The sequence below is a fragment of the Mycolicibacterium confluentis genome (genome assembly GCF_010729895.1).
Classification (GTDB): domain Bacteria; phylum Actinomycetota; class Actinomycetes; order Mycobacteriales; family Mycobacteriaceae; genus Mycobacterium; species Mycobacterium confluentis.
The window spans coordinates 4406870-4420000 of sequence record NZ_AP022612.1; the positions used below are offsets into that span (position 1 = coordinate 4406870).

Below are 13131 nucleotides of genomic sequence, written 5' to 3' on the forward strand. Positions count from 1 at the left end.
GGCCGGGATAACGTCGGGTCATGTCCGACTCCGGCGACTTCGAGTTCGAGCGGAAGTTCTTCGTCCAGGACTTTCCGGCCGTGGCAGCGTCCGACCCCAGCCCCTCCCTGATCGCGCAGGCGTACCTGTTCGCGGCCGACGGCTACGCGGTGCGGGTCCGCCTGCAGGGACCGGCGCCGGTGGAACTGGACGCCAGCCCCGCCGAACTGGTCACAGCCCTGGGCGACGAGGCGATCGGGACCATGACCGCCAAGGGACCCGCTGCGGGCGGCACCCGTTATGAGGCCGAGCGTGACCTCGATCCGCTGGTCGCCGGCCAGATCGTGTCGCGGGCCGAGCACGTCGTCCTCAAGATCCGGACCTCGATCTGGCTGGGCGAGGACGGCTGGATCATCGACCGGTTCCTGGCGGGCAACGCTCCCCTGATGCTCGCCGAGGTGGAGCGCAACTCCCCCGTCGTCGACCTCGCGATCCCCTCGTTCTGCACCACCGAGGTCTCCGAGGACGACCGCTTCCGCAACGAGCATCTGGCCCACCATCCATTCAGCACGTGGGCGCAGGGCTACCGCGACGAGCTGGACCTCGTCGGCCCGCGGTTCGTGAACAGCCTGGGACAGAATCAGTTCGAAGGCACCTGAGCGGGGCTCCCGACCGCGACGGATCCGGCAATTGGTGGCGGGTCGATTCGAACATATGATCGAAGAATGGGTGCGTCGCCGTATCACGGGCAGCCACTGCGCGACCCGTTTCGCGTGGTGCGTCCCCCGCTGCCGGTGCTCGTCGACCTCACGGTGCTGTTTCCCCGCGAACCGCACCGAACCGGCCGCTATCACCCGCACGGTCTGCAGATGCACAAGGTGGTCGAGGGCAGGCTCAGCTGCTGGGGCCTGTGTGAGCAGGGCGACTGGTGGGGACTGGTGACCTACGAGATCGACTACGGAAGCGCGCGGCGGGCGGTCACGCACTGGGTGCCCGCATGGACGCTGCGGCGCGCCGACGCGGGTCGCGGCAGTTCGGTACAGCCGAGATAGGTTCACCCCGTGTCAAACAGCCTTGGCTCGGGACTGACGGAACTGATCCCGCTCGCAGCGGTCATCGCGCTGTCCCCGCTGTCGATCATTCCCGCGGTGCTCGTACTGCACAGTCCGCGACCGCGCCCCACCGGCTTGGCTTTCCTGGCCGGCTGGGTCGTGGGACTGGCGACGCTGACCGCGCTGTTCATCGGAATCTCCGGACTGCTGGGCGGCATGCACGACAAGCCCCCGGCGTGGGCGTCGGTGGCGCGTGTGGTGATCGGCGCGGCGCTGATCGTGTTCGGCCTGTACCGATGGTTCACCCGGCACAGCAAACCGCATCAGATGCCGGGCACCGCGCATCTCACGAGCGCGCGCCCCGGCAAAGCGCTGGTGTTGGGCGCGCTGTTGTCCGTCGCCAACCCGAAGGTGCTCTTCATCTGCGCCGCCGCGGGTTTCGCCATCGGGACCGCCGGCCTCGGCAGCGCTGTCCCGGCGGCGGCGATCATCTTCGTCGCGGTCTCCGCCTCGACGGTGGCCCTGCCGATCCTCGCCTACACATTCTCGGGTGAGCGCCTGGACCCGACGCTCGAGCGCCTCAAGGCCTGGATGGAGAAGCACAATTCAGCACTGGTGGCCGCAATCCTGATCGTGATCGGACTTCTGGTGCTGTACAAGGGGATTCACGGCCTGTAACCCTCAGGCAGACTGAGTTCGTCGATGTCTGCGGTGGGATAGCGCTGCACGCTGGGGGCGATCATCCGCCATGAACCGCCCGCGGCCGCCAAGGCCGTCGGCATCGTGGTCAACCTGACGCTCCTGCTGTCACTGATCTTCATCGCGTTCGCGCTGCCCGCTGCCCCGTCGAAACCCAACGGCGTGCCGATCGGCGTCGCCGGACCCCCGCCCGCCGCCGCACTGCCACTGGCCCTGGCCGGCCTGCTGCCCGGCATCGTGTTGGTGCTGGCGTTCCGCAACCAGACCTGGCTCCAGATCGGAACGCTGTTCGCGTCTCCGCAGTGGCGTCGGTGACCATCACAGCCCTGCTGAGGTACCTGCGGGTGGGCTGTTCCTGGCTCATCGCCGTGGCTGCGCTGAGACAACGGCGCAGCAGCGCCTAAGATCGGGCATCGTGGGCCTGGAAGACCGTGATGCACTCGCCGTCCTGCGCGACGCTGTCATCAGGCCGGACGCCGAGGAGTTGATCGGGCGGTTCTACACCTGCTGGTTCGCGATCGACCCCCCGGTGCGTGACCTGTTCCCGCCCGACATGACAGACCAGCGCAAGGTGTTCCGGCAGGTGTTGGACTGGGTGCTGGGCGAATTCATCGCCCAGCGTGCCGAGGAGCCCGTCGCGTTCCTGGCCCAACTCGGCCGCGATCACCGCAGATACGGTGTCACGCAAGAGCATTACGAGACCATGGCGCATGCGCTGTACGCCACGCTGAACAGCGACCTCGAAGAGCAGTGGACCGATGAGGTCGACGACGCGGCCCGGCAGGCGATCAACTTCATCGCCGGGGTGATGAGCGGGGCGGCCCAGGCCGAGCCGGGGCGGGGCTGGTGGGAGGGCACGGTGCTCGAACACCACCGGGTGTCCCGGGACCTGGCCGTCGTCCGCCTTCAACTCGACTCGCCCCTCGACTATCACCCCGGGCAGTACGTTCAGGTCGAGGTGCCCCAGTGCCCGCGGCGGTGGCGATACCTGTCCCCGTCGATACCCGCCCAACCCGACGGGCGCATCGAGTTCCACGTGCGCGCGGTGTCCGGGGGCATGGTCAGCAATGCGGTCGTCGCCGAGACTCGGCCGGGTGACGTCTGGCGGCTCTCGAGCCCACATGGCGCCATGCAGGTCAATCGCGACGACGGCGACATCCTGATGGTGGCGGGCAGCACCGGCCTGGCGCCGCTGCGGGCGATCCTCATGGATCTGTCGCGGTACGGCGACAATCCGCGCGTGCACCTGTTCTTCGGCGCGCGCTACCCATGCGAACTGTATGACCTGCGGACCCTGTGGGAGATCGCCGCCAACAACCCGTGGCTGTCGGTGACGCCGGTCGCCGAGTACTCCACCGATCCCCCCTGGGCGGCCGACTACCCCGACCCGCAGCCGCCGCGCGGGCTGCATGTTCGGCAGACCGGTCTGCTCCCCGACGTGGTGACGCGCTACGGCGGGTGGGGCGATCGGCAGATCCTGATCAGTGGCAGCCCGGGGATGATTACCGCCACCACGGCCGCGCTCGTCGCCAAAGGCGCTCCGCCGGAACGCATCCAGCACGATCCGACGACGGGCTGACCCGCATGCACGTCGTCACCCTGCAGGACCAGACCGCGCCGGTGACGGCCCAGTTCGTGCCCGGCGCAGGCATGATCGGCATCTCGCTGGCCGACGACGGAGTCGAACTGCTTGGACAGCGCCGCGGACTCGACGCCTACCTGTCGGCAGGCAAGACCATGGGCCTGCCGTTGCTGCATCCGTGGGCCAACCGACTCAGCGCGCGCACCTACCGGGTGGGCCACGACACCGTCGAGATCGCCGAGGGCGCTGCGGGCGTCCGCACCGACGAGCACGGACTGCCCATCCACGGCCTGCTGGCCGCCCGCCCGGACTGGCGGGTGCGCGCCGAGACCGCGGATCGGTTGGTGGCCGAATACGATTTCGCGGCAACGCCGGAACTGTTGGCCAGCTTCCCGTTTCCGCACACCCTTGAGATCACGGCGACTCTGCGCGAGCGCACTCTGAGCATTCGAACCGTCGTGACCGCCACTGCCGACCGACCTGTGCCACTGTGCTTCGGCTTCCATCCCTATCTGCGACTGCCCGGTGTGCCGCGCGCCGAGTGGACCGTCGAGACGCCACCGCTTCGCCACCTCGAGGTCGACGACCGAGGCCTGCCGACAGGCGCCACCCGACTCCAGCCCGCGGCGTCAGAACCCCTGGCCGACAGGACTTTCGACGACGGCTACGACGAGGTCGCCGAGGGTGCGGTGTTCGCGGTCTCCGGTGGCGGACGACGGATCACGGTGCGATTCGACCGCGGTTACCCGGCCGCCCAGATCTTCGCCCCGGCCAGCGAGGACGTCATCTGCTTCGAACCCATGGCAGCGCCCACCGACGCGCTGACCGGGGGTGGATACGACACTGCGCGACCGGGGACACCCGCGGTCGCGCAGTTCTCGATAGGGGTTTAGCGGCGGGACTGCCGAGGTTGCCACACCACCACGGCCGTCGACGGCGTGGACTTGGAGGCCTCGCGGCGCTGGTTGGCCCGCAAGGTGTCGATCTCCGCGGCCATCTCGGACATCCGAGACTTGAGCGCCTCGACGTGGTTGGTGAGTTCGATGATGCGCTTGATGCCCGCCAGGTTCACGCCTTCGTCCTGGGACAGGCGCTGCACCTCACGCAGCAGGTCGACGTCACGCTCCGAATAGCGGCGTCCGCCACCGGAACTGCGACTCGGTGAGACCAGCCCCAGCCGGTCGTAGGTGCGCAGCGTCTGCGCATGCATACCAGCCAACTCGGCCGCAACCGAGATCAGGAACGTCCGCGCCTCATCTCGCTCTGACTTGCTCATTGCACATCACATCCGATTCCCCGCCCAGCCCGCACGCGGATCGAACCCGCTGGCCCGTTCGGCGGCAGCATAGGCCTCGAGCGCTTCGAGCGCTTCACCTTCGAGATGCGGCGGCACCGCGACCTTGACCGTGACCAGCAGGTCACCATGGCCGCCACTGCGTTTGGGCACACCCCGTCCGCGGACTCGGAGGATTCGACCGTCGGCGGTGCCCTTTGGCACTCGCACGCCCACCTTGCCCTCCAGCGTCGGCACGGAAAGGGTTGTGCCCAACGCCAACTCGGAGAAGCTCACGGGGACGGCGACAGTCAGGTCGTCACCGTCGCGGCCGAACACCTTGTCGGGCCGGACATGGACCGTGACGTACAGGTCGCCCGACGGCGCACCGCGCAGTCCGGCTTCACCCTGCCCCGCCAACCGAATCCGCTGGCCGTCCTCGACACCGGGAGGGATGCGGACGTTGATGGTCCGCGTCCGCGTGGTGACTCCGGTGCCGTGGCACTCGTCGCAGGGGTGCTCGATGATCGACCCGCTGCCACGGCATTCCGTGCAGGGCTCGGAGAACCCGAACGCCCCCTGGTTGCGGTTGACCACGCCGGCACCGTTGCAGTTCGCGCAGACCTTCGGGCTGGTGCCCGGCCGCGCACCGCTGCCGTGGCAGTTGGTGCAGGGCGCAGGACTGGTGAGCCGCAACGGCATCGCCACGCCCTTGGTGGCCTCGAGGAAGTCGAGTTCGGTCTCGGTCTCCAGGTCGTTGCCGCGGCGCGGACGACTCGGGCGGGGTTGTGCGCCCCGGCCGAACAGTCCACCGAACAGGTCACCGATGTTGGTGCCACCGGTCTGTCCCGCGGCGTCGAACAGGTCGCCGAGATTGAACTCGACACCGTCACCGCCGAAACCGCCGCCACCGCCGGGGAAGCCGCCGCCGCGCCTGCCGAATCCGCCTCCGGCGAAGAGTCGACGGGTCTCGTCGTACTCCTTGCGCTTGGCGTCGTCGGTCAGAACCTCCTTGGCCTCGGACGCGGCCTTGTACTTCTCCTCGGCCTCGGTGTTGCCCGGGTTCCGGTCGGGGTGATTGTCGGCGAGGATCTTGCGCGCAGCGCGCTTGATCTCATCCTTGCTGGCGTCGGAGGTGACGCCCAGTTCCTTATAGAAGTCCTTCTCAACCCATTCGCGTTGGGCCACCGCACGTCACCTCCTCACCTGTGTTCAACGTGTTCTTCTCATTCCGATTCTGGGGCCTGCTGGTCCGCAACGGGGGCGTTGTCGGCCGTGTCGGCGGGTTCGGCTTCCCCCACCGAATCGACCACGCCGACCATCGCGTGCCGCAGGACCTGTTCGCCAAGCCGGTAGCCCTGGCGCATGACGGTCCCGATCACCGGGTTCGCGCCGTCGCCCTCGTGCTGCACAGCCTCGTGCAACGCGGGGTCGAACTCGTCGCCCTCGGCGCCGAAAGCGGACAGCCCCAACCCTTCCAGAGTCGCGGTCAGCTTGTCGGCCACCGCCTTGAGCGGCCCGGTCTCGAGGTCTCCGTGGCTTCGGGCCCGGTCAAGGTCGTCGAGGATCGGCAGCAGCTGGCTGACGACACTCGCCTTGGCCCGGTCACCGGCGGCCTGCTCCTGGCGCAATGAGCGCTTGCGGTAGTTGTCGTACTCCGCCTTGACGCGCTGCAGTGTGCTCTTGAGATCGGCGACCTCGCCGGTGTCGGACGGAGCGCCCGCCTCCGCCTCCGGCCCACTGGGGGCCGGGGCGGAGGCGGCGTCACGAACTTCACCGGTCTCGGGATCGAGGCGCCGCTTATCGGTTACGGTCACCGGCTCCGACGAATCCCGTTCGCTCACTTCTTCTCCTGGTCATCCTCGACAACCTCGGCGTCGACGACATTGTCGTCGGCCGGTGCGCCCGCACCGCCTGCGCCGCCCTGCTCAGCCTGAGTGGCCTCGTAGATGGCCTGGCCCAGAGCCTGGGATTCGACGCCCAGCTTCTCCATCGCGGCCTTGATAGCCGAGATGTCGGTGCCTTCGAGGGCCGACTTGGCCTCGGCGATCGCGGCGTCGACCTTGGTCAGGGTCTCCTCGGGAACCTTGGAGCCGCCCTCGGCCTCACGCTGCTCGGAGACGAACTTCTCCGTCTGGTAGACCAGCGACTCGGCCTGGTTGCGGACGTCAGCCTCTTCGCGACGCTTGCGGTCCTCCTCGGCGTGCGCCTCGGCGTCCTTGATCATCCGGTCGATCTCCTCCTTGGACAGGCCGGAGCCCTCCTGGATCTTGATCGTGTTCTCCTTGCCGGTGCCCTTGTCCTTGGCCGTGACGTGCACGATGCCGTTGGCGTCGATGTCGAAGGTGACCTCGATCTGCGGGACGCCGCGCGGAGCCGGCGGGATGCCGGTCAGCTCGAAGCTGCCGAGCAGCTTGTTGTGCGCCGCGATCTCGCGCTCACCCTGATAGACCTGGATCTGCACCGACGGCTGGTTGTCGTCGGCCGTGGTGAAGGTCTCCGACCGCTTCGTCGGGATCGTGGTGTTGCGCTCGATGAGCTTGGTCATCACGCCACCCTTGGTCTCGATGCCCAGCGACAGCGGCGTGACGTCAAGCAGCAGAACGTCTTTCACCTCACCCTTGAGCACGCCGGCCTGCAGCGCGGCACCCACGGCGACAACCTCGTCGGGGTTGACGCCCTTGTTGGGCTCGCGGCCCCCGGTGAGCTCCTTGACCAGATCGGTGACCGCGGGCATACGGGTGGAACCACCCACCAGCACGACGTGGTCGATGTCGCCGACGGCGATGCCGGCGTCCTTGATCACCTGCTGGAACGGCTTGCGCGTACGGTCCAGCAGATCCTGCGTGATCTTCTGGAACTCCGAGCGGGTCAGCTGCTCGTCGAGGAACAACGGGTTCTTGTCCGCGTCGACCGTGATGTAGGGCAGGTTGATCGAGGTGCTCTGCGAGCTGGACAGCTCGATCTTGGCCTTCTCAGCAGCCTCGCGCAGGCGCTGCATCGCCATCTTGTCCTTGGTCAGGTCGATGCCGCTGGTGCTCTTGAACTTGTCGACGAGCCATTCGACGATGCGGTCGTCCCAATCGTCACCGCCGAGGTGGTTGTCACCCGAGGTGGCGCGGACCTCGACGACACCGTCGCCGATCTCGAGCAGCGAGACGTCGAACGTGCCGCCACCGAGGTCGAAGACCAGGATGGTCTGTTCCTTGCTGCCCTTGTCCAGGCCGTAGGCCAGGGCGGCCGCGGTGGGCTCGTTGACGATGCGCAGGACGTTGAGGCCGGCGATCTGACCGGCTTCCTTGGTCGCCTGACGCTGGGCGTCGTTGAAGTACGCGGGAACGGTGATGACCGCGTCGGTGATGTCCTCACCGAGGTACGCCTCGGCGTCGCGCTTGAGCTTCATCAGCACGCGCGCGCTGATCTCCTGAGCGGTGTAGTTCTTGTCGTCGATGTTGATGGACCAGTCAGTGCCCACATGCCGCTTGACCGACCGGATGGTTCGGTCGACGTTGGTGACGGCCTGGTTCTTGGCGGGCTGACCGACCAGCACCTCGCCGTTGCGCGCGAACGCGACGACCGACGGGGTGGTCCGGGAACCCTCTGAGTTGGCGACGACGACCGGATCGCCACCTTCGAGCACTGAGACGACGGAGTTGGTGGTCCCGAGGTCGATTCCGACCGCACGAGCCATAGTTACTGCCTCCTGTATAGCTTCAATAGGATCTGAGTGAACCTCGCTCAAGACTGCTCCCTCACGGGGCCGGCTGTCAAGCCAAAGTTGAGTCTGACTCACTCAAGTTGTCGATTGGTCTAACAGGCCGATTGCCGAGTTTGTTCCCGGCGCGGACTGGAGAACATGAAACAGGCCCGAAACGGCGAAACCGCCGTATCGGGCCTGAGACCGTCCCGCGCGCCAGCGCTACCCCGGTGTCGAGTGGGCCGGACTGCGCACCTGCGCGTATGCGCGTCGGTGCAGCGCCGCGAGTCCGGCCGACGTCGCGCCGATGACCAGCCACATCACCGCCTGGTTCATCAGCGTGAAAACGCGGAAGTCCGCCAACACCTCGGCCGGGAAGCCGTCGAGTACCAGTGCTCCCCCGGGCTCGCGAACCGGCCCGGGCACCTCGTGGAAGCTCGGTAACAACGCCATCGCGCACAGCATCACCGCCAGATAGCCGCCGACCACGACCCCGCCCGCGCGCCAACCGCCCCACCGCCGCGCCCACGCCGCACCCGCGACCACCGCCACTGAAGCGGCGACCACGGAGACCGCCACGAGGGTCAGGAACGCCGAACTGCGCGCAGGCACGGTGTCGTCCAGGCCGACACTGGGCGGGTTGGCGGGGTACTTCAGCCCCGGCATCAGCGCGACCGCGACGAACATCCCCGCCGCGAGCAGCAGCGCCAGCGCGGCCGGATCGGGCCGGAATCCGCGACGCTCCAACACCGTGCGCAGAAGGCCGAACGCGACCGCGAACAGCACGCCCATCACAATCGCGAACGCGATGACACCCGTGGCCGCGCCGAAGTGCTCCTGCACCGAACGGGTGAACAGCTCATGACCGTGTTCGTGACCGCCACCGAGATGCTCCTCGGCGTGTTCACGCTCACCCTCGTAGTCCACCGCGGCCCCGATCAACGGCGCGATCAGAACCCGGCTGAACACGAACGCCGCGACGCCGGCCACCGCGCCGGGCACCAGATACCGGAGCAGCGGATGCATATCGCTGTTCAGTGGCATGGGAATCCCAGAAGGTGACGGGCGTCGTGGAGGAACTCATGGACGTGGGTGTCCGAGCCGAACACCGACACCGCCCCCTGGTCGAATCCGATGAAGTAGTAGGCGATCAGCGCGAGCATCGTGATCGCCGTCAGCCGAGCAGGGGCCGCCAACGCGGCAGCGCGCACGGTGACACGCGGAACGGCGACGGTGGGATTGAGGTTGGTCATGTGGGGCCTCCCTAGTGGTCGTGGTCGTGGTCGTGGTCGTGGTCGTGGTCGTGAGCCAGGGCGTGGTCGTTGGCGTCGGTGAGCACCGGATTGGTCAGCAGCTCATGGCGATCGACCAGCTGCTCAAGTGCGGCGACCCAGTGGTCGTAGTACTGCCACTGTCCCCGTTCACTTTCCGGCGCGCCCTCCCACTCTCCGATCGTCGCGATCAGCGCCTGCTGGAACTCGCTCCACTCGTAATGCCGGAACTCCGAGAGCGCGAGCGCCAGGCCGAATGCCCGGCGCTGCCAGTCGTGATCGAACTGCGGCGCGGCCTGGTCGGTGGTGCAGGTTTCGTGCAGCTTCATGACGCCTGCCCCGCCACTGCCACGCCAATCATCGACTCGGTGGTCACCAGATCCATCAACATCTCGTCGGTGAAACCCTCAGTGCCGGCGGGCCGTTCGGGGATCACGAACCAGCGCGAGTGTCCGCTGGAGTCCCACACCTTGATCTCGGTGTCCTCGGGCAGGTCGAGACCCACCTCGGCGAGCACCTTGCGCGGTTCACGAGCGGCGCGCGACCTGAACACCGGGTCCTTGTACCAGTAGGGCGGCAGGCCGAGCACCGGCCACGGGAAGCAGGAGCACAGCGTGCAGATGACCAGGTTGTGCACGCCCGGCGTGTTGGCGACGGCCTGCAGGTGCTCACCCTCGGCGCCGGCCATCCCGTCGGGGAAGTCCAGTTCGGCGATGGCCGCGGGAGTGTCGGTGACGACCTTCACGGCGAACTCCGGGTCGGTCCAGGCCTTCACCACGATCTTCTTGCCGTTCAGCGGCGTCATCTCGGTTTCGAAGTACGCCAGCACCTTGTCGACCGTCTGCGGGGTGATGACGCCCTTCTCGATCAGCAGAGACTCCAGTGCGGCAACCTTTTTCGCGCTGACTTCCTCGCGGTCGGGCGGGTAGGCGAATTGGCCGGTCATGACTCCTCCTCAATCGGTTCCAGATAGGCCTCGAACAGTTCGGCGTACAGAGTCAGCGGGCCGTCCTCGGCGCGCTGACCCCAGATCTCCGCCGGGTCGAACTCGACGATGTAGATGGGCATCGGGTCACCGATGCCGTCGCCGGTCTCGCAGAAGTAGCCGTAGTCACCCTCGAAGACGCGCTCCACAGTGCCGACGCGTCCGCGCAGGTAACCGGGCAGCCGGCTGTGCGCGTCGGCGGGCACGTTGGCGATCCGCACGGCCGAGCCCACGGCGAACTTGGGGTGCGCGACATCGCGGCGGGGGCTGTCGCCCAAGCGCAGGTAGGCGATCACCTGATCGTCGATCTCGGGTGCCCCGTCGGCGTCAGCGGGTGCCAACTCAGCCATCCGCTCGGTGAGCTCCTCCTCCGTCACGTAGCCCTTGTCGAGGAAGAACTGGGTGATGCCGCCGAGCCATTTCTCGTAATAGCGGAACTTGAAGTAGTCGAACGGGTTCATCGCCTCGGCGCCGGTACGCAGGTCGGCCCAGGTCCATTCGTCCTTGAACCTCGTTGGCACCTCGTCGATGGGGTAGGCGGGCAGTGCGGAGCCGAGGTGGTTGGACAGGCCCATCATCGCGACGTGGATGCCGAAGATACGCTTTTCCCAATCCTCCACGAACACACGCTTTTCCAGCGACAGGGGTTCGGGCAGGCCCTCCAGGCCGCCGAGATAGTGCTGCAGTTTCATGAGGCCGGGCTTCCTTCCGGGGTCTCTGTGGCGACGGGTTTGGCGGTCATCGCGGTGGCCACGTACTCCGAGAGAATCCCGAAGGACGCCCCAAGGACGCAGGCGACCGCGGCGACCAGACCGGGGTGGGACACGGAGGTGACGGTGATGGTGTTGCCGGTGCCGGCCACCGTCGAGACCGTGGAGGCGAAGCCGATGACCACGGCGGGGGTGGTGGACAGCAACGGCACCCACGACGCCTGCACCATGAGCGCACTGCCGATGCCGACGGCAATCGCCGTGACCAGCAGGCTGCCACCCATGAGGTGCGCGGCGTACAGGCTGGCCGAGGCGATGATGACGCCGACCAGGTTCGACGAAACCGATCGCACCCAGCCGGCGGTGCCGCCGCCAACGAAGAAGAATGACGCCCACGCCAGGAACACCACCCAGATGGGCACAGTGACGACTTCGGCCGTCAACGCGACCGCCAGCCCTCCGAGGACGCCGATGCTCAGCGTCAAGGCTGTACGAGAATCCATGACTCACCTTCTTGGGAGAAGATCCGATGATGTCCGCACCGGCTTCAACAGCGGAACCACTGCGGTGAAATCAGGTTCACGGCAGCAGGTTTCAACTGCGTAACCTCTGGATGTCGAGGACCGTCGGGGCCGGACACAAAACGCGCAGATCCGGACCACGGCCGGTTCACACTGCGGACGCAGCAGATTGGCGCTACCTTGCTGACCACGGCGTGGGTGGCGGACGCGCACGGGGGTGACGAAGGGGCAGCGACATGTCCGGTGAGAATCACAACGGCAGGGCAGGCTGGAACGTCGGCAGAGGGGGGCCGAACCGTTGAAAGAGCCCAGGACCGTCGTCTTCGCGCTGTACGACAAGGTGACCCTGCAGGACGTGGCCGCACCGCTGGAGATCTTCGCGCGGGCCAACGACTTCGGCGCGCACTACCGGGTGATCCTGGCGTCGTTGACAGGTGAAGCGGTGAACACAACGTCGTTCGTCTCGCTCAAGGTGGACATGGCGCTGACCCAGGTGCCCGATCAGATCGACACGTTGATCGTGCCGGGCGGGGTCCCGCCGGATTTCGACTTCACTCCCGGGGAGCACGACATCCCCGAGGAACAGACGCCCGACGTCGTCGCAGCGGCCCTGCAGTTGGTGAGCGAACTGGCACCGCGAGCGCGTCGGGTGGCCTCGGTCTGCACCGGTGCATTCGTGCTCGCCGCGCTCGGACTGCTCAACGGGCGGCGTGCGACCACGCATTGGGCGCACTGCCAGGAGTTGGCACAGGCGTACCCGGCGATCGACGTCGATCCTGATTCGCTGTTCGTGCAGGACGGCCCGTTCATCACCGGCGCGGGGATCAGCGCAGGCATCGACCTCGGCCTCGCGATGGTGGAAAGCGATTACGGTCCCGACGTGGCTCGTCGGGTCGCGCGCTGGATGGTGGTGTTCCTGCAGCGACCAGGCGGGCAGGCGCAGTTCAGCGTGTGGACCGAGTCGGCGGTGGCGGTGTCGAGCGGACTGCGCGAGATCCTCGACGCGGTGGTCGCCGATCCCTCCGCCGACCATTCACTCTCGTCGATGGCCGCGCGGGCGGCGGTCAGCGAACGGCACCTGGTGCGGATGTTCCGGATGCAGGTCGGGATGACGCCGGCACGCTTCGTCGAGCAGGCGCGGTTGGAGGCCGCGAAAGTGCTTCTGGCGACCGGTGATCACGGTCAGGAGTCGGTGGCGAGGCGCGCCGGCTTCGGGTCGGCGGACACCATGCGGCGCACCTTCCGACGCGCGCTCGGAGTGTCTCCGAGTGTGTACCGCAGTCGATTTCGGACGACGGGCGTCGGCCAGCCGCGCTGACGCATCGTCCTGGGGCGGCGCAGTCGTGGCACGCCGGTGGAGGC

General features: G+C 67.4%; 18 protein-coding genes. 7 read left to right on the forward strand and 11 right to left on the reverse strand.

Going from position 1 to position 13131, the window contains the following annotated elements; translation table 11 throughout:
- The first annotated feature begins 20 nt into the window (after positions 1 to 20).
- The 3 genes from G6N34_RS20880 to G6N34_RS20890 all read left to right on the forward strand — a co-directional run bounded on the left by G6N34_RS20880 (position 21) and on the right by G6N34_RS20890 (position 1709).
- Positions 21 to 638 (forward strand): CYTH domain-containing protein, encoded by a 618-nt coding sequence (locus G6N34_RS20880; protein WP_085151674.1) that lies wholly within the window; start codon positions 21 to 23, stop codon positions 636 to 638.
- 66 nt (positions 639 to 704) lie between these two features.
- Positions 705 to 1031 carry a hypothetical protein gene (locus G6N34_RS20885; protein ID WP_085151675.1) on the forward strand — a complete coding sequence of 109 codons (327 nt, stop codon included), beginning with the start codon at positions 705 to 707 and terminating at the stop codon, positions 1029 to 1031.
- A 9-nt stretch (positions 1032 to 1040) separates the two neighbouring features.
- On the forward strand, positions 1041 to 1709 hold the full coding sequence (locus tag G6N34_RS20890) for a GAP family protein (RefSeq protein WP_085151676.1): 669 nt from the start codon (positions 1041 to 1043) through the stop codon (positions 1707 to 1709).
- Here G6N34_RS20890 and G6N34_RS28325 read toward each other — a convergent pair.
- On the reverse strand, positions 1697 to 1822 hold the full coding sequence (locus G6N34_RS28325) for a hypothetical protein (RefSeq protein WP_264016729.1): 126 nt from the start codon (positions 1820 to 1822) through the stop codon (positions 1697 to 1699). The two genes, G6N34_RS20890 and G6N34_RS28325, sit on opposite strands and share 13 nt — an antisense overlap.
- Here G6N34_RS28325 and G6N34_RS20895 point away from each other — a divergent pair.
- From G6N34_RS20895 to G6N34_RS20905, 3 genes are all read left to right on the forward strand, one after another.
- Complete coding sequence (locus G6N34_RS20895; RefSeq protein WP_085151677.1) at positions 1815 to 2045, forward strand: hypothetical protein; 231 nt, start codon at positions 1815 to 1817, stop codon at positions 2043 to 2045. The two genes, G6N34_RS28325 and G6N34_RS20895, sit on opposite strands and share 8 nt — an antisense overlap.
- Before the next feature lie 100 nt (positions 2046 to 2145).
- Positions 2146 to 3309, forward strand: a complete 1164-nt coding sequence (locus G6N34_RS20900; RefSeq protein WP_085151678.1) for an FAD-binding oxidoreductase — start codon at positions 2146 to 2148, stop codon at positions 3307 to 3309.
- A 5-nt stretch (positions 3310 to 3314) separates the two neighbouring features.
- Positions 3315 to 4205, forward strand: a complete 891-nt coding sequence (locus G6N34_RS20905; protein ID WP_085151679.1) for an aldose 1-epimerase — start codon at positions 3315 to 3317, stop codon at positions 4203 to 4205.
- Here the strand turns inward: G6N34_RS20905 and G6N34_RS20910 are convergent.
- From G6N34_RS20910 to G6N34_RS20955, 10 genes are all read right to left on the reverse strand, one after another.
- Positions 4202 to 4588 carry a heat shock protein transcriptional repressor HspR gene (locus G6N34_RS20910; RefSeq protein WP_085151680.1) on the reverse strand — a complete coding sequence of 129 codons (387 nt, stop codon included), beginning with the start codon at positions 4586 to 4588 and terminating at the stop codon, positions 4202 to 4204. The two genes, G6N34_RS20905 and G6N34_RS20910, sit on opposite strands and share 4 nt — an antisense overlap.
- Positions 4589 to 4594: 6 nt before the next feature.
- A complete protein-coding gene (dnaJ, locus tag G6N34_RS20915) occupies positions 4595 to 5773 on the reverse strand; it encodes a molecular chaperone DnaJ (protein WP_085151681.1) in 1179 nt (392 codons plus the stop codon).
- 38 nt (positions 5774 to 5811) lie between these two features.
- Positions 5812 to 6429: a nucleotide exchange factor GrpE gene (grpE, locus tag G6N34_RS20920; protein ID WP_085151682.1), complete on the reverse strand. Its 618-nt coding sequence runs from the start codon at positions 6427 to 6429 to the stop codon at positions 5812 to 5814.
- On the reverse strand, positions 6426 to 8276 hold the full coding sequence (gene dnaK, locus G6N34_RS20925; RefSeq protein ID WP_085151683.1) for a molecular chaperone DnaK: 1851 nt from the start codon (positions 8274 to 8276) through the stop codon (positions 6426 to 6428). The genes grpE and dnaK overlap by 4 nt, the downstream gene beginning before the upstream one ends.
- A gap of 228 nt (positions 8277 to 8504) precedes the next feature.
- On the reverse strand, positions 8505 to 9326 hold the full coding sequence (locus G6N34_RS20930) for a CbtA family protein (RefSeq protein WP_085151684.1): 822 nt from the start codon (positions 9324 to 9326) through the stop codon (positions 8505 to 8507).
- Complete coding sequence (locus tag G6N34_RS20935) at positions 9317 to 9535, reverse strand: CbtB domain-containing protein (protein WP_085151685.1); 219 nt, start codon at positions 9533 to 9535, stop codon at positions 9317 to 9319. Before G6N34_RS20935 ends, G6N34_RS20930 begins: the two co-directional genes overlap by 10 nt.
- 11 nt (positions 9536 to 9546) lie before the next feature.
- Positions 9547 to 9882 carry a nitrile hydratase accessory protein gene (locus tag G6N34_RS20940; protein ID WP_085151686.1) on the reverse strand — a complete coding sequence of 112 codons (336 nt, stop codon included), beginning with the start codon at positions 9880 to 9882 and terminating at the stop codon, positions 9547 to 9549.
- Positions 9879 to 10499, reverse strand: a complete 621-nt coding sequence (gene nthA, locus G6N34_RS20945; protein ID WP_085151687.1) for a nitrile hydratase subunit alpha — start codon at positions 10497 to 10499, stop codon at positions 9879 to 9881. Before nthA ends, G6N34_RS20940 begins: the two co-directional genes overlap by 4 nt.
- Positions 10496 to 11230, reverse strand: a complete 735-nt coding sequence (gene nthB / locus G6N34_RS20950) for a nitrile hydratase subunit beta (protein WP_085151688.1) — start codon at positions 11228 to 11230, stop codon at positions 10496 to 10498. The genes nthA and nthB overlap by 4 nt, the downstream gene beginning before the upstream one ends.
- Positions 11227 to 11751, reverse strand: coding sequence for a DUF1097 domain-containing protein (locus G6N34_RS20955; protein ID WP_085151689.1), 525 nt, complete (start codon positions 11749 to 11751; stop codon positions 11227 to 11229). The genes nthB and G6N34_RS20955 overlap by 4 nt, the downstream gene beginning before the upstream one ends.
- Before the next feature lie 316 nt (positions 11752 to 12067).
- On the opposite strand from G6N34_RS20955, the gene G6N34_RS20960 reads away from it, so the two are divergent.
- On the forward strand, positions 12068 to 13087 hold the full coding sequence (locus G6N34_RS20960; protein ID WP_179965787.1) for a GlxA family transcriptional regulator: 1020 nt from the start codon (positions 12068 to 12070) through the stop codon (positions 13085 to 13087).
- The last annotated feature ends 44 nt before the right edge of the window (positions 13088 to 13131 follow it).

Coding starts and splice junctions, on each gene's coding strand:
- nthB (WP_085151688.1), bottom strand. CDS start 11,230: ATGAAACTGCAGCACTATCTCGGCGGCCTGGAGGGCCTGCCCGAACCC.
- dnaK (WP_085151683.1), bottom strand. CDS start 8,276: ATGGCTCGTGCGGTCGGAATCGACCTCGGGACCACCAACTCCGTCGTC.
- G6N34_RS20885 (WP_085151675.1), top strand. CDS start 705: ATGGGTGCGTCGCCGTATCACGGGCAGCCACTGCGCGACCCGTTTCGC.
- G6N34_RS20935 (WP_085151685.1), bottom strand. CDS start 9,535: ATGACCAACCTCAATCCCACCGTCGCCGTTCCGCGTGTCACCGTGCGC.
- G6N34_RS20955 (WP_085151689.1), bottom strand. CDS start 11,751: ATGGATTCTCGTACAGCCTTGACGCTGAGCATCGGCGTCCTCGGAGGG.
- G6N34_RS20940 (WP_085151686.1), bottom strand. CDS start 9,882: ATGAAGCTGCACGAAACCTGCACCACCGACCAGGCCGCGCCGCAGTTC.
- G6N34_RS20880 (WP_085151674.1), top strand. CDS start 21: ATGTCCGACTCCGGCGACTTCGAGTTCGAGCGGAAGTTCTTCGTCCAG.
- G6N34_RS20905 (WP_085151679.1), top strand. CDS start 3,315: ATGCACGTCGTCACCCTGCAGGACCAGACCGCGCCGGTGACGGCCCAG.
- G6N34_RS20930 (WP_085151684.1), bottom strand. CDS start 9,326: ATGCCACTGAACAGCGATATGCATCCGCTGCTCCGGTATCTGGTGCCC.
- G6N34_RS20910 (WP_085151680.1), bottom strand. CDS start 4,588: ATGAGCAAGTCAGAGCGAGATGAGGCGCGGACGTTCCTGATCTCGGTT.
- nthA (WP_085151687.1), bottom strand. CDS start 10,499: ATGACCGGCCAATTCGCCTACCCGCCCGACCGCGAGGAAGTCAGCGCG.